Genomic DNA, 17538 nt, shown 5'->3' with positions numbered 1-17538 from the left:
CTCGTCATCCTCCCCGGATCTCCCGCCACGCGCGACCGGCGCGACGCCGTGCCCCGATCGCCGTCAGCCGCCACTCCTCGATCCGCCCGATGCCGCCCGCGGGGTGCCGCAGGCGCTGTCGCAGGGTCGCGGGCGCGGCGCCGGGCAACCGCAGGTGCGTGAGGCGCTCCGCCGAGAAGTACCGGCGGCGCTCGTCATCGTCGAGGTCGCGCAGGAACTTCTCCGCGCGCTCTCGCAGGTGCTCGGCGACGAGCGGCTGCATGGCATAGCCGACCGCATCGACGAGGCGCTGCAGCTCGGGCGGCTCCGGGCGCGCGGCGTCGGTGCGGGTGAGGGCGTCGACGATCGTGAGCGGGATGCGGTTGCTGTTCTCGAACGGAGCGAGCGTGCCGAGCAGGTCCGCAGTCCCGGCGGCACCGATGTCGCGGCCGAACACCGTGTGCACGGTCGGCAGCGCGGTGGAGAACGCCGCGACCACGGCCCGCGCATCGAGGCGTTCGGCCACCAGCTCCGCGGGCCACGTGCCGCGGTGCTCCTCGAACGCCATGCCGAGCGACTGCGCCCTGGCACGGACGGCATCGGCGAGCAGGGGCGGCGCCGCCGGATGGGGCTTGAACACGATGCGCTCCGGCTCCCACGCGGCCGCCCGGTCGACCAGGCTCTGCTGCAGCGCGATCTCCTGCGCCGGCGTCTGCAGCCCGAGCGCCGACAGGTACTGCCCGAGCACCAGCACGGTGGACGGTCCCGGCTCCGGGTCCGCCGGCACCTCCGGCACCTCCGGCGTCGCGGTCTCGCGCAGCGCCGCCGCGAAGGCCGCGGGCGGCACCGGCACGGTCTCGGCGGTCGGCGACGCGACGAGCGGACGCACGCCGGGCACGACGTCGGCGTAGACCACACGGACGATCCGAGCCGTCACGGTGTGCGGCAGCCGCACCCGCATCGGCGCATACGTCATGAGGCCGTCGCCCACGATCGTGAGACGCGCGTCGGGGAACAGCCCGAACAGCGTCCGCGCCGGAGCGACCTGCGGGCTCTGCACGCACAGCTCCAGGTCGCGGGGGTCGATGCCCCAGGCCCGGGCGATCAGCCGACCGAGCACGGGCAGTTCGCCCTCCGGGGGCTCCCACGCGCTGGGGTGCAGCGGGCCGAGGAGGTCTCCCAGCGGCTCGATGCGGTCGAACCGGGCGCGCAGCCGACTCAGGGCCGGGTCGGCGTCGATGCCGACCGCGAGCTCGGGCACGCGCGACGAGGTGAACGGCACCAGCACCTGCTCGGGGCGCGCGGCGGTCAGCCCATCGAGGAGGCCGCTGTCGATCGCGGCGACGGCGGTCGCGAGACCGTAGGCGCTGTGCAGCGCGAAGACCCGCGTCACGGCGTGTGCCCCGCACGTCGGAGTGTGCGCGCGAGCACGCGGCGCCGGGGCGCGTCGAGCCGCTCGACCACCGCGGCGACCTCCGGCGCGGGGAGACCGCGGAGCAGCTCGCGGATGCGCGACCGCATCTCCGCGCGCACCGGCGGCGACATGCGCCGCGAGCGCACCAGGTGGTGAGAGCTGAGCGCGAGCGCGGTCCACACGGCCTTGGGCAGGAAGCGCTCGGCGTCGCGGTCGCGCTGCGCCAGGGCGACGACCTGGGACAGGGCCTCGGCGAAGTCGAGCTGCCGCCGGTCGGCGATCTGGGTGAGCGAGCCCGCGACGCCGCGGCGGTAGAGCAGTGCCGGGGCGTCGACGACCGCGAACGACGAGGCCTCCAGGTGCAGCCGCCAGATCCACGGCCGGTCCTCCGCGGTGAACAGTCCGGGCGGGAACCCGGCCAGGCCCCGGTCGAGGAGGCGGCGGTGGAACAGCCCGGCCCAGGCGTACGGGTAGTCGACCATGGTCGGCTCGTCGGCGGGCAGGATGGCGCTCCGCGGCGGGGCGACGGTCTCGCGCCAGGGGAACGGCGCGCGCACCAGCGTGCGGCGGGTGCCGGTGACGGTCACGTGATCGGTGCGGACGAAGTCGCAGCGCAGCGCGCGCAGGCGAGAGGCCAGCACGGCCAGCCGCCGCGGCTGCAACCAGTCGTCGCCGTCGAGGAAGCAGAACGTCCCGCCCTCGACGAGCGCGAGACCCTGGTTGCGGGCGCTCGCCAGGCCGCGCGGCGTCGGGTTGTGCACCACCCTGGCGCGCGGGAACCGGTCGGCGTAGTGCTGCATGAGCGCGCGCGTGTCGTCGCGGGAGCCGTCGTCGATCGCCACGAGCTGCAGATCGTGCGGGTCGTCGAACTGCCGGGTGAGGGTCTCGAGGGTCGTCCCGATGTAGGGTCCGGCGTCCTTCGCGGGAAGGATGACGGTGACGAGGGGCGTGCGCACGGAACTCCCGGGGTGGGCGGTGTGCGGAGATCGTCGCAGTCGCGCGTGTCCGGTCGGCGACGTCACGGTGAACGGCGGGTGACGCGAGGCGCGGCAGGCACAACGCTGAGGTGTGGTCCGCACCCGAACGAACCACACCCCCAGTGCGTTGCACTGCCGGGTGCGAGCACCCGGGAAACCGACACCGTGCGGTGCCGGCCCACCCCGCGGTTTACTGGCCCCCACCAGCGGGCCGAGGGGTGTGCGTCGAGAGCGACTCCATGAAGATCAACACTCAACACGTAACATGATACATACCTCTCCACGAGATGCCGAATCGATGCGGGGCGCCGCGTCGATTGGCGCGGTCACCCGGCATCCGCGACCATGGAGCCCATGCTCTGGCCGTTCGGAACGATCTGGCGACCGGTGCGACGGCGCCGCCGGAGCACCGGGATCGACCTGCGCTGGCTGTCCGCGCGCACGTGGACCGAGCGCTGGTATCCCCAGGGCATCGACGTGGGCCGGCTGCGCGGACGACGCACGCTCGCGGTGAGCTGGTTCCGTCAGGACAGGGCGGGCCGCCACCTCGCCTCCCGGGTCACGATGATCGACCTCGACCGGTCGCGTCACCTCGACGTGGTGCTCGCCGTGCCCGGGGAGGACGGCCGCCTGGAGCCCGCCCCGATCCACGCCGGCGGCCTCGCGTGGTTCGACGACCGCTTGTTCGCGGCGGCCACGGGCCAGGGGATCTGGGAGTTCGACCTGGCGCGGCTCCGCCGGGTGCGCGGCTCCGACGCCCACCGCCTGGCCGGGAGCCGCCGCCGCGGAGGTCGCAGCACCGTGCTCGTCGCCGTGCGCACGGCTCAGCACCCGGTCGACCTCCGCTGCTCGTTCCTCGGGCGGGTGTTCACGGCCGACGGCACTCCCCTGCCCCGTGTGCTCATCGGCGAGTACCGCGGGAACGACCGCGGCGTGGTCGGCGAGTTCGACATCCCGAGCGCCGCGCAGCCCCGCTTCGTGGAGCGCGACCGGGTCGCGCCCGGCCTCCGGCACCTGCAGGGCGCCGTGCGCTGGGGCGAGACGCGCTTCGTGTCGCAGTCCGATCTGCTGCACCCCGGAGCCCTGTGGACCGATCGCGACGGTTCCTGGCGGCGACACCCCGTCCCACTGCCCGCCGGGTGCGAAGACCTCGCCCTCGACCCCGAGGCGGGGGTGCTCTGGACGCTCGGCGAGCACCCGTGGCGACGCGTCGTCCGCGGCATCCCCTTCTCCGCGCTCGACCTCCCCGGGTGAGCGGCGGCGGCTGGCACATCGGCGGGCGAACGTAGACTGAGGGAGTGAAGAAGCCCGCCCCCCTCCTCGTCTACACCGTGCTGCGCCTGCTGGCATTCCTCGTCCCGCTGGCGATCCTGTGGTTCTTCTTCCCGATCTTCCGCGAGTTCTGGTGGCTCGCCGCCATCTTCGCCGCCCTCATCGGGGCGAGCATCTCGATGCTGTTCCTGCGCACGCCGCTGTCCGACGCCTCGGCGCGTCTGCACGAGCGGCGCGAGGGCCGCGTGTCGGGTCAGCAGGCCGATGCCGATGCGGAGGACGAGGCGATCGACGCCGCCCCCGACGAGACCCGCCGCGACTGAGCGCTCCCGCGGTCAGCCGACGGACGCGGAGATCGCGACGGACGCCCGGATCACGACGGACGCCGAGATCAGCTGACGAACGCCGAGATCAGCCGACGAACGCCCAGAACAGCGCGCCCGCGTAGAGCAGCGACGTGAGTGAGGTCAGGGCCAGCGCCGTCACCAGCTCCCGCGGCTGACGGTACGTCCAGACGATCAGCACGGCGGGCAGCCCCGCCAGCAGCGCGAGCAGCGCGATCCACGCGATCGGGAACAGCAGCGCCAGGAACACCGCGATCCCGAACGGCGCGAGGACGAACAGGGTGAACAGCACCTGGGTCGCCCGCCGCCCGATCAGCACCGTGAGCGTGCGCTTGCCGACGGCGCGGTCCTGCTCGATGTCGCGGAGGTTGTTCGCCAGCAGCACCGCGCACGCGAACAGGCCGGCCGCGATCGCCCCGAGCCACGCCTGCTGCGGGAGCGCGAAGATCTGCACCCACGTGGTGCCGAGCGTCGCCACGAGCCCGAAGAACACGAAGACGAACACCTCGCCCAGGCCGTAGTAGCCGTAGGGTCGCTTGCCGCCCGTGTAGAACCACGCGGCGACGATGCACGCGGCGCCGACGGCCAGCATCCACCACTGCTCCGTGCGCACCACGATCGCGAGGCCGACCGCCGCGGCGAGCGCGAAGAACACGAGCCCGATGATCAGCACGGTGCGCGGCTTCACCCGCCCGGAGGCCGTCAGCCGCGCCGGACCGACACGGTGGGCGTCGGTGCCGCGGACGCCGTCGCTGTAGTCGTTCGTGAAGTTCACGCCGATCTGCAGCAGCACCGCGACCGCGAGGCAGGCGAGGGCGATGACCCAGTGGAACTCCGGCCCCGTGCTGCGCGCGGCGCCCGTGCCGATCACGACCGGCGCGACCGCCAGCGGCAGGGTGCGCAGTCGCGCGGCGCCGATCCAGTCGGAGACGGTGACCGGACCGGCCTCGACCGCGGGCCGCTTGGCCGGGTTTCCGCTGGTGTGCGGTCGGGTTCGGGTGCCGCTCTTCTTCTTGCGCCGGGAGGATGCTGCCACGCTCGAAATCCTAGTCGGCGCGGCGCGGGGACCCTCAGCGGTGCGGGTTGCTGTCCTTGCCGTCGAGCCACAGGGTGTCGGACGCATCGCTGTGGGAGCCTCCCGTGCCGACGTGCTTGTCGCTGATCTTCGGTCCCTTGAGGATGACGTGGGTCATGGCCTGCGCGTGACCGTGGCCGAGGCCGTACTCCTGCTTGAGCCACGTGAGCACGACCGTGGACTTCGTGCCCTCGTCGAAGCCCTGGGCGCGGGCGAGCTCGATGAACTGGCGGGGCGTGAGCCCGGTCTGGGTCTCGACCTTGTCGAGGTAAGCCTGGAAGGACATGGGTTCTCCTGATCAGTCGTTGTCGAGGAAGGTCTGGACGATGGTGGCGGAGGCGTGGATGCACAGGATGCGCAGCAGCCCCTCCCCCGCGTTCGTGAAGCCGTGCGGCGTGAAGGCGGCGACCGTGGCGGTGTCGCCCGGTCCGGCGAGGAGGATCCGGTCGCCGACGCGGAGGCGGACGGTCCCCACGAGCACCACCCAGGTCTCCGAGTACGGGTGCCAGTGCAGCCCTGGACCCTCACCCGGCTGATTCTCGACGAAGAAATAGGAGACGTCGGCGCCGTGCTCGGCCCCGACGAACCGGCGGCTGCGGCCGGTGCCCATGCGGAGGTCGGCGTCGCGGACGAGCGACGAGGGAGCGGGTGTGGTGGTCATGTGCCCAGTCTCGACAGCGCACCCGCGGGCCCCTAGTGTTTCGATGTGGATCGAAACACGGCACCCATCGAGGGGCGGGAGCATCCTGACCACCGGGTCGAGTTCCACCTGAGTCCCGGTGACATGGAGGCGGTGCGCTTCGGTGTCTCCCCCGGCCACGAGCTGGCCCACGCCGTCCGCGCTCTCCTCCGCCCGGCGGCGCATCCGCTCCAGTGGGGGTGGCTGCGCGTCGTGCGCGAACGGCTGCCGCGCGACGGCTTCGCGCTGCTCGCCGCGGTGATCGGCGACGACGGCTACCTTCCCGACTTCCTCACCACGACCCCGCGGTGGGACCTCACCCCGGAGGCGGAGCTCGCGGCGCTCCGCACGACCGCGCTGGAGCCCATGCGCGTGGACCTCGGAAAGATGGTGCAGCGCTCCGCCGGCCGTCGACGCGAGGCGCTGCGGGACATGCGGGACGATCCGGCGCGGGCCAGGGCGCGGATCGCCGACGCCTGGTCGGAGCTGTGGGAGGTGGCGCTGGACCCGGTCTGGCCGCAGCTCGAACGGCTCCTGCGCGCGGACATCGCGGTGCGGGCACGCGCGATCGCCACGTCGGGCATCGCGGGGATGGCGAGCGACCTGCATCGGCAGGTGTCGTGGGGCGACGGCGCCGTGCGGGTGTCGCTGCGGCGGCACAGCGAGCGGGTCGACTGCCGCGGCAGCGGACTGGTGCTCGTGCCCTCCGTGATGTCGTCGTGGGGCTGCATGGTGCTCACCGAGCCGCCCGCGCAGCCGACCCTCTTCTATCCGGCCCGCGGGGTCACGGCCGGGTGGGCGCGCGACACCACCGAGGTCGAGTCGGCCCTGGGTGCCCTGCTCGGCCCGGCCCGCGCCGGCATCCTGCTGCGGGCGGGCGCCGAGCGCACCACGTCGCAGGTCGCCGCGGAGGCCGGGATCGCGGTGTCGACGGCGTCGCACCACCTGACCGTGCTGCGGGAGTCGGGGCTGATCGCGAGCGAGCGCCGCGGCAGCCGCATGCTGCACCTGCGCACCCCGCTCGGCGAGGCCGTGGTCGGCGCGGCGCTCTGACGCGGGCGGGTCAGCGCGCGGTCGTTCGACGGCGCAGACCGCGGCGACGCGACGCGGATGCCGGCCGACGGTGCGCGCTGCGGCGGTGGACTACTCCCCGGCGCCGACCGGGATGATCGGGCGGTGCTCGTAGTAGGTCTGCAGCACCACCGTCGTGCGGGTGCTCACGTTGGCGGCGAGCCGGACGTCGCGCACGAGCTGCTCCAGGTCGCGGGGGGTCGGAACGCGGACGAACAGCATGTAGCTCGCCTCTCCCGCGATGGAGTGGCAGGCCTCGATCGCGCCCAGGTGCTCGAGCAGCTCCGGCGCGTTGTCGGGCTGGGCGGGGTCGAGCGGGGTGATCTCGATGAACGCCGACAGAGGAGTGCCCACCTGCTCCGGATCGAGGATCGCTCGGTAGCCGGAGATCACCCCGCGCGTCTCCAGGCGGCGCAGGCGGGACTGCACGGCGGAGACCGAGAGGCCGACGGCCTCGGACAGCTGGGACAGCGTGGCGCGGCCGTCACGGGAGATCGCGGCCAGGATCGCGCGGTCGACAGAATCATCCATAGCTGTAAGATTATCGTCAGGATTCCGTATTCGCCGGAATCTTTCCGTTAAACACTGCGATCGGAGGTTCCGATGTCCCTCGTTTCCGCCAACAGTTCCGCTGTCCAGGCCATCGTCGGCGAACCCGAGGTCGTCGAGGACGCGTCGACCGCGGAGCAGTCCGCCGCCTGGACCCAGCTGAAGTCGGCCGCCATCGCGCTGCGCGAGCTGCAGATCAAGGACGGCTCCATCCCCGAGGCCGCGCACCACGACGACGCCCGCGCGCTCGTCGGCGCGATCACCGCGAGCATCCAGGCCCTCGCCCCCGCCTTCCCGCACGATGCCGACTACCTCGCCGCGTCCGTCGCCGACTTCGAGCGCTGGGCGTCGGAGGACTTCGGCGTGCCGGACTTCCTCGACTCGCTCGTGGCCTTCCAGCCGCAGCAGCACCGCATCGACGGCATCCGCCACCTCGTGGTCTTCCCGATGTACACGCAGAACGGCTCCAGCGACCGCCTGGTCGAGGCGCTGATCGTCGAGACCATCTGGCCCGAGTTCATCGCCGCGCTCGAGGCCGGCGACTACGGCAACAAGTTGTTCGTCTCGCTGCGACTCGTCGACTTCACCCCGGGCTACGACACCAACTCGGCCGTGCTGTTCCCCGAGACGGTCGCCATGCGCGAGATCCCGACGTTCACGTGGGGCGCCATCTTCCAGGACCGCGAGGCCGCCCGCTACCGCCGGGTCGTGCGCGCCGCCGCCGGGATCACGAACCTGGAGCTGCCGGAGCGCGCCGCCGCGATGCTCGACGACCAGGAGATGGCCGAGAAGACGTTCGTGATGTGGGACATCATCCACGACCGCACGCACATGCGCGGCGACCTGCCGTTCGACCCGTTCATGATCAAGCAGCGGATGCCGTTCTTCCTCTATTCGCTGGAGGAGATGCGCTGCGACATGACCGCGTTCCGCGAGTCGGTCAAGATCGAGCGCGCCCTCGACGCCCGCGTGGCGGCGGGCGAGGAGCTCACCGAGACCGAGCGCGAGATGCACGAGTACGCGCACCTGGTGCAGTACGCCGTGATCTTCGACCGCATCTTCCGCTTCGCGATCACCGGCACCCGCGTCCGCAACTACGACGCGGTGGGCGGCCAGCTGCTGTTCGCGTGGCTGCATCAGCGCGGCGTGCTGCACTGGACCGACACGGCCCTGGCGTTCGACTGGGACAGCGTGCCCGACGCGGTCGTGGCGCTGGGCGATGCGATCGACGACCTGTACTGGCACTCGATCGACCGTCCGAAGGTCGCGCACTGGCTCGCCGCCTACGACCTCGTGCGCGGCACGCTCACCCCGCACCCCGCCTCGCAGTGGGCACGCGGACTCTCGGACGAGATCCTCGCCGGCGCCCCGAAGGGCTACACCGACGCGGTGATGGACGACGAGTTCCCCCTGTCGATGTTCTTCGAGACGCTCGACAAGAAGATGAAGCCCGTCATCGAATCGACGGTCGGCATCCGCGGCACGGACGACTGATCCGCACCGCCACCGTTGTGACGCTGGGGCGCACAGCCTCTGCGGCCGGAGACCCGAATCCGGGTCCGGCCGCAGAGGCCTTCTCGGCAGGAGGAGAGTGATCGCATGACCGACACCACGCCGCACGGACCGCGCGGACGCACCGTGATCCTGGCCGGGGCCACCAGCGCCGCGGGACTCGCCGTCACCCGGGCCCTGCACGACGCCGGCGCGCGGGTGGTCGCGACCGGCCGCTCGGCCGAGCACCTCACCCCTCTCGCCGACGCGGGAGCCGAGACCCGGGTGGCCGATGCGACCTCCCTCGCGGAGATGACCACGCTCGCGGAGCAGCTCGGACCCGTCGATGCCGTGGTGCCCCTGGTGGGCGGCTGGCGCGGCGGCGGAGGTCTCGCGGGACAGAGCGACGAGGACTTCGACGCGCTGCTCCCGGCGCTCGAGGCCGTGCGAGCCACCAGCCGGGCGTTCGATGCGGCCCTGCGCGCCTCGACGGCCGGGCGGTTCGCGGTCGTGTCGTCGACGGCGGTCGCGCGCCCCCTCGCCGGTGGCGCGAACTACGCGGCGGTGAAGGCGGCGAGCGAGGCGTGGACGCGCGCGGTGGCGCACGGATACGCGAAGGCCGCGCGGGACGCCGGCGAGCCGCTGCGCGCCGCCGCGGTGGTGTTCCGCGCGAAGGCGCTCGACCCCGCCGCCCTCGCCGCCCGGGTCGCGGCGTTGTGGGAAGACGACGCGGCCGAGCTCAACGACCGGATCATCGACCTGGACTGAGCCTCCGACGTCGCGCGGACTACGGGCGACGGACGGGCGGGCTGCGGACGCGCGGGCTGCGGACGCGCGGGCTGCGGACGCGCGGGCTGCGGACGGGCGGGCTGCGGACGGCGGGCTGCGGACGGCGGACGGGCGGGCTGCGGGCGGGCGGGCTGCGGGCGGGGCTGCGTCCGTGCGGGTCAGCGGGACTCGGGAGGGATGCCGCGGACGACCGGGGGCGCATCGGGGTGATGGCCCTGCGCGCGGCCGTCGCGCGCGTCGCCCGTCTTCTGCCGCCCACCGAAAGGATCGCGCGACGCGGGGTCGGTGCCCTCGTCCGTCGCGTCGGGCGCCTGATCCGGCGCCGTCGCGTACAGCTCGGTGAGGTGACGGTACGACCGCGTGAAGAACGCCAGCGTCGCCGCGACGACCATGATCAGTCCGGCGAACAGGCAGATGAGGGCGATGCCGCGCGCCTCGCCCTCGCCGAGCAGCCACTCCCACTGCCGCTGCCCCTCGGCGGTGTCCATGTACGGGATCACGACGTACTCCGCGATCGGCGCGATGAGGAAGGCCGTGATCGGGGCGGCCGCGGCCTCCATCGCCGCCGCCGTGCCGAACACCCGCCCCTGTCGCGTGAACGGCACGACCTTCTGGATGACCGTCTGCTCGGCGGCCTCGACCGGAGGGACCAGCGCCATGTACACCCACATGCCCAGCACGTACAGCGGCCACCACTCGCGCAGCATGAAGATCGCGCCGAGGAGCCCCATCGCGATCACCACGAGCAGCATCGTGCGCACCGGTTTCTTGCCGAGGCCGAACTTCGCGACCAGCCCGCCGCCGATGAGGAAGCCGGTGGAGGAGAACGCGAGCGCGAAGCCCCACATCTGCGCATCGAACAGCGTGAGACCGTACGGGTCCATGAGCGCCATGTAGACGCCGCCGATGAGGTTGTTGAACGTGGAGAACACGATGAGGGCGAACAGCCCGGGCGCCTGCCGGATGGCCTGCACGCTGCCGCGGAAGTCGACCGCGCTCTTCGCCTCGGGGTCGACCTCCGGCTCGGACTCCGGGATGCGGATGAACAGCAGGTGCGCGAAGGTGAGCGCCATCGCCACGATCGCGATCCCCAGCGTCCACCCCATGCCGAGGAACCCGATCGACAGGCCGGAGAACACGCTCGTGACCAGGAACGCGATGCCCTGCACCGTGCCCACCAGGCCGTTCGCGTTGGCCCGCTTCTCCTCGGGCACCAGCAGTGTCACCGTGGTGGACAGCGCGATGTTGCGCAGCTGCTCGATCACGCCGCCGAACAGGATGATGCCCGAGAACAGCCAGAACCACGGGCCGCCCAGGTCGAGCAGCGCCGCCTCGGGCTGCCACACGTAGAGCACGCCCGCGATCAGGAACGCCACCGCCGAGATGACGCTCGACAGCAGCATGACCCGGTGCTTGCGGTGCCGGTCGACGATCGTGCCGAAGAACATCGCGAAGAACGCGACGAACAGCATGTAGGCGCCGCCGATGATCCCGGTGGCCAGCACCGACCGCGTCTCGATGTACACCCAGAACGTGAGGGCGAACCAGAGGAAGCTCGTCGTCACGTTGGCGATCAACGTGTTGACGAGGACGTTCGCGAAGGCCGTCTTCGCCGCGGTGCGCTCCATGGGTTCGAGGGTAGGGCGGGGCTCGGACATCCGGTAGGGGAACCGCGATTAGGCTTGACCGGTGAGCATCCCCCATGACCCCGCTCTGCGGGGCTTTGCCAGCGACAACTACTCCGGCATCCACCCCGAGGTCCTCGCCGCGATCGCCGCCGCGAACGGTGGCCACCAGGTGGCGTACGGCGAAGACGCCTACACCGCCCGCCTGCAGGAGGTCTTCCAGCAGCACTTCGGCGAGGGCGTCCAGGCGTTCCCGGTGTTCAACGGGACCGGCGCGAACGTCACCGGCCTGCAGTCGATGCTGCCGCGCTGGGGTGCCGTGATCGCCGCATCGACCGCGCACATCAACGTCGACGAGGGTGGCGCGCCCGAGAAGATCGGCGGCTTCAAGCTGCTCACCGTGCCCACCGACGACGGCAAGCTCACCACCGAGCTCATCGACCGCGAGGCGTGGGGCTGGGGCGACGAGCACCGCGCGCAGCCGCTGGTCGTGTCGATCACGCAGTCCACCGAGCTCGGCACCCTCTACACGGCCGACGAGATCCGCACGATCGCCGACCACGCGCACGAGCGGGGCATGAAGCTGCACCTCGACGGCGCCCGGCTGTCCAACGCGGCCGCCGCACTCGACCTCCCGCTGCGCGCCTTCACGCGCGACGTCGGCGTGGACGTGCTGACGTTCGGCGGCACGAAGAACGGGGCCATGCTCGGTGAGGCCATCGTGGTGCTGAACCCCGCCGCCGCCGACGGGCTGCCCTACGCCCGCAAGTTCAACATGCAGCTGTCGTCGAAGATGCGCTTCGTCTCGGCGCAGCTGATCGCGCTGCTCGAGGGCGACCTGTGGCTGCGCAACGCCCGGCACGCGAACGCCATGGCCGCCCGGCTCCGCTCCCGCATCGAGGCGGGGCTCGCCGACGGTTCCGTCGCCGGTGTCGAGTTCACCCAGCCCACCCAGGCCAACGGCGTCTTCGCGACGCTGCCCGAGGGCGTTGCCGACCGGCTGCGCGACGTGTTCCGCTTCTACGACTGGGACGCGGCCCGGCGCGAGGTGCGGTGGATGTGCGGCTTCGACACCGAGGAGTCCGACGTGGACGCCTTCGTCGACGCGCTCGGACGCCTCACCACCGCCTGAGCGGTCTCAGTCGTCGACCACGCGCGTGAACTCCTCGCGCGTGGTGCGCAGGTGCGCGCGCATCGCCGCATCGGCCGCGTCGGCGTCGCCCCGCCGCACGGCATCGAGGATGCGCTCGTGGGCGTGCCAGCTGGACTCCTTCACGAAGTCGAAGCTCATCAGGTCGACGGGCTCGAACATCCGCACGCGCGCCTCTTCCACCGCGTCGCGCACGAACGTGTTGCCCGACGCCGCGGCGAGCGCGAGATGGAAGTGCGTATCGGCGATGCGGGACTCGGCCTTGGTGGCCGCCCCCGCCAGCTCGCTCTGGGCGAGGGCCATCGCCTCCAGATCCGCCGTGCTGCGTCGCGCCGCCGCGAGCGCCGCCCCACCGGACTCGACGATCTCGCGGAACTCGGTGAGCTCGCCGATCTCGGCCGAGCGCGTGCGCACCTCGTCGCGGATGAGCCGCGGATCCAGCGCCGCGTCCTGGACGATCGCCCCGCCGGACGCTCCCCGGGTGATGACGATCTGGCCGCTCCCCTCCAGGATGCGCAGCGCCTGCCGCAGCGTCTCGCGCGAGACGCCGAGCTGCTCCGCCAGACGCCGCTCCGGAGGCAGGCGGTCGCCGGGGCGGATGCGGCCGAGCGCCATCTCCCGGCGCAGGAACCCCGCCACGGCCTGATAGCCCGACACGGGGTGCAGCACGGCGCGGGAGAAGTCGTGCGGCGCGTCGTCACGCTCGCCCATGGCCACTCCTCCGGTCAGAGGGGAAGACCGGCGCGGTCCGTGCCGACGACCTGCTTCCCCGTGAAGAAGTCAAGCACATCGTCGTCGCCGTGCCCGCCCAGGCCGCTCGCGCCGAAGAAGCTCTGCGCGGAGGCCGGCGACATGTCGAGCACACTCGTGCCGTTGACCTTCACCTCGCCCGCGACCAGGCGGGTGCCCAGCGCCGCGGCCCCCTCCTGATCCGCCCCGAACACGTAACCGGCGAGCCCGACCTGGCCGGTGTTCGCCAGGCGCACGGCCTCGTCCTCGTCGTCGTAGCCGCCCACGAGCAGCATCGGCCCGAACACCTCGTCCGCGAGCCCCGGGCCGTCGAGCACCGCCACCGTGGGGGCGAAGAACCATCCCCGTTCCGGCACCGCGGACACGCGCAGCAGCTCGGCGCCGGCGGCCGCCAGCCGGTCCCGCTGGTCGTCGAGCTCGTCCCGCCGGGCGGCGAAGGCCACCGGGCCGACCTCGGTCGCGTCGTCGAGGCTGGATCCGATGGTCCGGCGGGCGAACGCCGCGATGAGCAGACGGGCCAGCTCGTCGCGCCGGGCGCGGTCGACCAGCACACGACGCGGAGCCTCGCACCACTGCCCCGACAGCTTCAGGACGCCGTCGGCGAGCGCCTCCGCCGCCTGCTCCAGGTCGGCGTCGGCCCGCACGATCGCGGCGTTGTTCGAGCCGAGCTCCAGCTGCAGCCGGGCGAACCGGGGCGCGGCCGCGGCGGCGATGGCGCGGCCGGTCGGCGTGGAGCCGGTCATCGAGATCGCGGCGATGCGCTCGTCGGCGACCAGGGCACGGCCGACGCCGCCGCCGCCCTGCACGAGTCCGACGACACCGTCGGGGATGCCCGCCTCGTGCACACCCTCCAGCAGCAGCTGCGCACTCCACGGCGAGAACGACGAGGGCTTGAGCACCACGGTCGCTCCGGCGGCGAGCGCGAACGCGGTCTTCTTCACGGCCATCGCGCTCGGCGCGTTCCACGGCAGGATGAGCGCGGTCGGTCCCCACGGCACACGGTGCAGCCGCACGCCGCCCTGCTCGGCGGGGAGCTCCGCGACGTCCCCGCGGACGACGGCTCGGCGGGCGGCGTCTCGCAGGGTCGCACCGTTGGCTCCGCCGAAGAGCCGTGTCACCGCGAGCGGCACCCCGCTGTTGAGCGCGTCGAGGCGGGCGATCTCCTCGGCACGGTCGTCCAGCCACGCGGCCAGCGCCCCCAGCCGGACCGCGCGCTCCTCGGGGGCGAGTCCGCGCCAGCGGCCATCGTCGTGCGCCCGACGGGCGGCGGAGACGGCCCGGTCGACCTGCTCCAGGGAGCTGGAGGCGGTGGGCACGAGGGCCTCGCCGGTGTTCGGGTCGTGCAGCCAGGAGCCGTCGGCCTCCGGACTCTCCTCGGCGACGCCGCCGATCCAGGTGCGCAGGGCGGGGAAGGTCATCTCAGATCCGATCGAAGTAGCGGTGCAGGTCCCAGTCGGTGACGCGGGACATGAAGGTGGACCACTCGTGGTCGAGCAGGATGCGCTGATGCGAGATGAGCTCCGGCGTCAGCAGCTCCTGCACGAACGCGCTGTCGGCGAAGAGCGCTCCCGCCTGCCGCGGGTCAGCGGGCATGGCGCCGTCGCCGGGGAGGTCGTAGGCGCTGCCGCGCACCGGATCGCCGAGCTCGGCCCCCGTCCGCATCCCGTCGCGGGCCGACGCGAGGATGCCCGTGAGCGCGAAGTACGGGTTGGTGTCGGCGCCGGGCAGGCGGAACTCGAACCGGAGCGCCTGCGGCGAGTGGCCGACCACACGCACCGTGGTGGTGCGGTTGTCGAAGCCCCAGGTGCGCCCGCTGCCGGCGACGTCGGTGGAGTTGCTGCGGCGGTACGAGTTGACCGTCGGGGCGTACCACGCCATCAGCGCCGGCGCGTGCTCCAGCGCCCCGGCGATCGCCGAGCGCATGCGGGGGCTGAGGTGATCGGGGTCGGAGTCGTCCCAGAACAGCGCCGTGCCCTCGTCGTCGACGAACGACACGTGCACGTGGCACGACGAGCCCGGCTGGTCGTTGAGCGGACGCGCCATGAAGGTCGCCGACATGCCCGCCCGGGCGGCGGTGTCACGCACCGCGAGCTTGTACAGCGCATGCCGGTCGGCCATCTCCAGCGGGTCGCCGTACTCGAACGTCATCTCCCACTGCCCGAGACCCCACTCGCTCTGCGCGGCCTCGACGAGGATGCCGCTCGCGCGCAGGTCGGACCGCAGCCTCTGGAAGAACGGCTCGTAGAGGTTGCCCTCGTGGATCATGAAGTCGGAGGGGGTGAGGGTCGTCGGATCGAGGTCGCGGAACCCCGAGCGGCGCAGCTCCCGCGGGTCGTTGCGGAACAGGTAGAACTCCAGCTCGGTGCCCGCGAGCGGCGTGAGACCGAGGTCGCGCAGGCGCGCCAGCTCCTGCTTCAGGATCACCCGCGGCGACAGCGGCATCGGCTCGTGCGTGTGCACGTCGACCGGGTCGGCGAGGCAGATCGCGACACCCTCCAGCCACGCCGCAGGACGCAGGGTGTCGAGGTCGGGGAGCAGCGTGACGTCGGGCACGCCGTTGTGCATGCCGCACAGGGCGAAGCGGTTCTGGTCGATCAGCTCGAGCCCCTGATCGATGTCCCACGCCCACGCGCAGGTGCAGATGTCGACACCGTTCGCCACGACCCGGCCGAAGCCCTCGACGGGGATGCGGCGACCGACGAGCCGACCTTGGAGGTCGGGCGTCGCGACGATCACGGTGCGGATCCCCGCGGCCTCCAGTTCGTCCGGCGCCAGGCGCACGTCGTCGATCATCGCGTCAGCCACCCTCCGTCGACAGGGAGCTGGATGCCGTCGATCCAGGACGCCTCGTCGCTGAGCAGCCAGGATACGGCCGCGGCGATGTCGCTCGGCAGGCCCACCCGTGGCACGAGCAGCCGCTGCTTCATGAACTCCAGCGCCTCGGGGCTGGTGACGCTGTCGTAGTCGAAGAAGTCGGTCGCGATGGGGCCGGGGGCGACGCAGTTGACGCGGATGTTCTTGGCCGCGAGCTCGACCGCGAGCGCCTTGGTGAGCATGGGCACGCCGCCCTTGCTGGCGTTGTAGTGCGGCTGCGCGGTGCCGGTGCTGGTCACCACGACCAGTGCCTCCACGGTGGAGAGGTTGACGATGGCGCCGCCGCCCGACTCGGCGATGAGCGGCGCCACCTCCTGCGCCACGAGGAACTGGCCCTTGAGGTTGATGTCGAAGACGAAGTCCCACGCCTCCTCGGTGAGCGTCTCGAACGAGTGCTCGGTGACCACGCCGGCGTTGTTGACGAGCAGGTGCAGGGCTCCCCACGCCTGGGCGGCCTGCGCGACCGCGGCGCGGATCTGCTCGCGCGAGCGCACGTCCACCACCGCCGCGAGCGCCGTGCCGCCGGTCGCTTCGATCAGGCGCACGGTCTCGGCGGCGCCCTCGGCCGAGACGTCGGTGACGAGGATGCGTGCCCCCTCGCTCGCCAGGCGGAGGGCGGTCTCGCGGCCGATCCCGGATCCTGCGCCCGTGATGAAGGCGTTCCTGTCTGCGTGTCGCATGGTGTCTCTCCTTGTTCGTGCGTCTGCGGCGCCTAGGCGACGCTCTCGGTCGCGGGGGTGGGGGCGACCGCGGTGTGCGCGGACGCCTGATCGACGAGCCAGTCGAAGACCGGGTCACCGCCGAAGGTCTCGGGGTGCCACTGCACGCCCACCACCGGCAGCCCGTCGAACTCGATCGCCTCGACGACGCCGTCGGGCGCCCAGCCGGTCACGGTCACCCCGGCGCCGGGGGTGTCGACCGCCTGGTGGTGGAACGAGTTCACGCGGGTGCTCTCGCCGTAGAGGCCGTGCACGACGCTGCCCTCTGCCGTGCGCACCTCGTGCACCCGGTGGGCGCGGGGGTAGGCGTACGAGCCGTGCGACTCGCCCTCGCCCGCGGCGAGGTGCTGATGCAGGGTGCCGCCGCGGACCACGTTGAGCAGCTGCGCGCCCCGGCACACCCCCAGCAGCGGCAGCGCGCGCTCGATCGCGGCGAGGATCAGCCCCGACTCGAACTCGTCGCGTTGCGGGTCGACGAGGGGCGTGAACGGGCCGGGGGTCTGCCCGTACCGGCGCGGGTCGACGTCGTCGCCGCCGACGATGACGACGCCGTCGAGCCGGGCCACGAGTTCGGCCGGGTCGGCATCCATGGGCAGGTGCACGGGCAGGCCGCCGGCTCGGAGCACCGAGGTGGCGTACTCGCTGAGGTACGCCTCCAGCGGGGCGTCGGCGAAGCCGTACGGGGCGCCGATCGCCGCGCCGCTGGTGCGACGACCGGAGATGCCGATCAGGGGCCGGGGCAGGGCGGGGAGACTGATGATGTCCATCCTTCGGTTCGGG

At 72.5% G+C, this 17538-nt stretch carries 18 protein-coding genes; 6 read left to right on the top strand and 12 right to left on the bottom strand.

Features of this window, described 5'->3' with window-relative positions; all coding sequences use genetic code 11:
• Positions 1–4: 4 nt before the first annotated feature.
• Positions 5–1372 (bottom strand): polysialyltransferase family glycosyltransferase, encoded by a 1368-nt coding sequence (locus ACFV3I_RS15885; protein ID WP_378823589.1) that lies wholly within the window; start codon positions 1370–1372, stop codon positions 5–7.
• Positions 1369–2349, bottom strand: coding sequence for a glycosyltransferase family 2 protein (locus tag ACFV3I_RS15880; protein WP_378823587.1), 981 nt, complete (start codon positions 2347–2349; stop codon positions 1369–1371). The genes ACFV3I_RS15885 and ACFV3I_RS15880 overlap by 4 nt, the downstream gene beginning before the upstream one ends.
• 375 nt (positions 2350–2724) lie before the next feature.
• Between ACFV3I_RS15880 and ACFV3I_RS15875 the strand changes: the two genes are divergently transcribed.
• Entirely contained in the window at positions 2725–3624 is a 900-nt protein-coding gene (locus ACFV3I_RS15875) for a hypothetical protein (RefSeq protein ID WP_136028657.1), read from the top strand.
• Between the two features lie 44 nt (positions 3625–3668).
• The gene (locus ACFV3I_RS15870) at positions 3669–3965 is read left to right on the top strand and encodes a DUF4229 domain-containing protein (protein ID WP_136028656.1); all 297 of its coding nucleotides are present in this window, start codon (positions 3669–3671) and stop codon (positions 3963–3965) included.
• 88 nt (positions 3966–4053) lie between these two features.
• Here ACFV3I_RS15870 and ACFV3I_RS15865 read toward each other — a convergent pair whose 3' ends face one another.
• The 3 genes from ACFV3I_RS15865 to ACFV3I_RS15855 are packed head-to-tail and all read right to left on the bottom strand — an operon-like array spanning position 4054 to position 5722.
• Positions 4054–5022 carry a 1,4-dihydroxy-2-naphthoate polyprenyltransferase gene (locus ACFV3I_RS15865; protein WP_136037196.1) on the bottom strand — a complete coding sequence of 323 codons (969 nt, stop codon included), beginning with the start codon at positions 5020–5022 and terminating at the stop codon, positions 4054–4056.
• Between the two features lie 34 nt (positions 5023–5056).
• Positions 5057–5347: a DUF4287 domain-containing protein gene (locus tag ACFV3I_RS15860; RefSeq protein ID WP_136028654.1), complete on the bottom strand. Its 291-nt coding sequence runs from the start codon at positions 5345–5347 to the stop codon at positions 5057–5059.
• 12 nt (positions 5348–5359) lie between these two features.
• A complete protein-coding gene (locus ACFV3I_RS15855; RefSeq protein ID WP_378823584.1) occupies positions 5360–5722 on the bottom strand; it encodes a cupin domain-containing protein in 363 nt (120 codons plus the stop codon).
• Between the two features lie 45 nt (positions 5723–5767).
• Here ACFV3I_RS15855 and ACFV3I_RS15850 point away from each other — a divergent pair, with 45 nt between their 5' ends.
• The gene (locus ACFV3I_RS15850) at positions 5768–6793 is read left to right on the top strand and encodes a DUF5937 family protein (protein ID WP_378823583.1); all 1026 of its coding nucleotides are present in this window, start codon (positions 5768–5770) and stop codon (positions 6791–6793) included.
• 90 nt (positions 6794–6883) lie between these two features.
• On the opposite strand, the gene ACFV3I_RS15845 is transcribed toward ACFV3I_RS15850, so the two are convergent.
• Complete coding sequence (locus ACFV3I_RS15845) at positions 6884–7342, bottom strand: Lrp/AsnC family transcriptional regulator (RefSeq protein ID WP_136037198.1); 459 nt, start codon at positions 7340–7342, stop codon at positions 6884–6886.
• 72 nt (positions 7343–7414) lie between these two features.
• On the opposite strand from ACFV3I_RS15845, the gene ACFV3I_RS15840 reads away from it, so the two are divergent.
• Complete coding sequence (locus ACFV3I_RS15840; protein WP_136028651.1) at positions 7415–8854, top strand: DUF6421 family protein; 1440 nt, start codon at positions 7415–7417, stop codon at positions 8852–8854.
• Positions 8855–8959: 105 nt separating this feature from the next.
• Positions 8960–9619, top strand: coding sequence for an SDR family NAD(P)-dependent oxidoreductase (locus ACFV3I_RS15835; protein ID WP_378823581.1), 660 nt, complete (start codon positions 8960–8962; stop codon positions 9617–9619).
• Between the two features lie 179 nt (positions 9620–9798).
• On the opposite strand, the gene ACFV3I_RS15830 is transcribed toward ACFV3I_RS15835, so the two are convergent.
• Positions 9799–11268: an MFS transporter gene (locus ACFV3I_RS15830; RefSeq protein ID WP_378823580.1), complete on the bottom strand. Its 1470-nt coding sequence runs from the start codon at positions 11266–11268 to the stop codon at positions 9799–9801.
• Positions 11269–11329: 61 nt separating this feature from the next.
• On the opposite strand from ACFV3I_RS15830, the gene ACFV3I_RS15825 reads away from it, so the two are divergent.
• Positions 11330–12397 (top strand): low specificity L-threonine aldolase, encoded by a 1068-nt coding sequence (locus ACFV3I_RS15825; protein WP_136033116.1) that lies wholly within the window; start codon positions 11330–11332, stop codon positions 12395–12397.
• A 6-nt stretch (positions 12398–12403) separates the two neighbouring features.
• Here the strand turns inward: ACFV3I_RS15825 and ACFV3I_RS15820 are convergent, their stop codons facing one another.
• The 5 genes from ACFV3I_RS15820 to ACFV3I_RS15800 are packed head-to-tail and all read right to left on the bottom strand — an operon-like array spanning position 12404 to position 17525.
• Positions 12404–13126: a FadR/GntR family transcriptional regulator gene (locus tag ACFV3I_RS15820; RefSeq protein ID WP_136036287.1), complete on the bottom strand. Its 723-nt coding sequence runs from the start codon at positions 13124–13126 to the stop codon at positions 12404–12406.
• Between the two features lie 14 nt (positions 13127–13140).
• Positions 13141–14583 carry an aldehyde dehydrogenase family protein gene (locus tag ACFV3I_RS15815; protein WP_378823578.1) on the bottom strand — a complete coding sequence of 481 codons (1443 nt, stop codon included), beginning with the start codon at positions 14581–14583 and terminating at the stop codon, positions 13141–13143.
• Between the two features lies 1 nt (position 14584).
• Entirely contained in the window at positions 14585–15970 is a 1386-nt protein-coding gene (locus ACFV3I_RS15810) for a glutamine synthetase family protein (protein ID WP_136044471.1), read from the bottom strand.
• A complete protein-coding gene (locus ACFV3I_RS15805; protein WP_136044472.1) occupies positions 15955–16719 on the bottom strand; it encodes an SDR family NAD(P)-dependent oxidoreductase in 765 nt (254 codons plus the stop codon). The genes ACFV3I_RS15810 and ACFV3I_RS15805 overlap by 16 nt, the downstream gene beginning before the upstream one ends.
• A 32-nt stretch (positions 16720–16751) precedes the next feature.
• Positions 16752–17525, bottom strand: a complete 774-nt coding sequence (locus ACFV3I_RS15800) for a gamma-glutamyl-gamma-aminobutyrate hydrolase family protein (protein WP_378823575.1) — start codon at positions 17523–17525, stop codon at positions 16752–16754.
• Positions 17526–17538 lie beyond the last annotated feature (13 nt).

The sequence above is a fragment of the Microbacterium sp. NPDC059771 genome (assembly GCF_042732495.1).
GTDB lineage: Bacteria > Actinomycetota > Actinomycetes > Actinomycetales > Microbacteriaceae > Microbacterium > Microbacterium sufflavum.
Note: the sequence above shows the minus strand (reverse complement) of the source record. Positions and strands in the feature narration are given on the sequence as shown.

Bases quoted from the DNA above. Each gene is read 5' to 3' on its own strand.
- ACFV3I_RS15835 (WP_378823581.1), top strand. From the start codon at position 8,960: ATGACCGACACCACGCCGCACGGACCGCGCGGACGCACCGTGATCCTG.
- ACFV3I_RS15840 (WP_136028651.1), top strand. From the start codon at position 7,415: ATGTCCCTCGTTTCCGCCAACAGTTCCGCTGTCCAGGCCATCGTCGGC.
- ACFV3I_RS15860 (WP_136028654.1), bottom strand. From the start codon at position 5,347: ATGTCCTTCCAGGCTTACCTCGACAAGGTCGAGACCCAGACCGGGCTC.
- ACFV3I_RS15855 (WP_378823584.1), bottom strand. From the start codon at position 5,722: ATGACCACCACACCCGCTCCCTCGTCGCTCGTCCGCGACGCCGACCTC.
- ACFV3I_RS15820 (WP_136036287.1), bottom strand. From the start codon at position 13,126: ATGGGCGAGCGTGACGACGCGCCGCACGACTTCTCCCGCGCCGTGCTG.
- ACFV3I_RS15875 (WP_136028657.1), top strand. From the start codon at position 2,725: ATGCTCTGGCCGTTCGGAACGATCTGGCGACCGGTGCGACGGCGCCGC.
- ACFV3I_RS15845 (WP_136037198.1), bottom strand. From the start codon at position 7,342: ATGGATGATTCTGTCGACCGCGCGATCCTGGCCGCGATCTCCCGTGAC.
- ACFV3I_RS15805 (WP_136044472.1), bottom strand. From the start codon at position 16,719: ATGCGACACGCAGACAGGAACGCCTTCATCACGGGCGCAGGATCCGGG.
- ACFV3I_RS15830 (WP_378823580.1), bottom strand. From the start codon at position 11,268: ATGGAGCGCACCGCGGCGAAGACGGCCTTCGCGAACGTCCTCGTCAAC.
- ACFV3I_RS15815 (WP_378823578.1), bottom strand. From the start codon at position 14,583: ATGACCTTCCCCGCCCTGCGCACCTGGATCGGCGGCGTCGCCGAGGAG.
- ACFV3I_RS15800 (WP_378823575.1), bottom strand. From the start codon at position 17,525: ATGGACATCATCAGTCTCCCCGCCCTGCCCCGGCCCCTGATCGGCATC.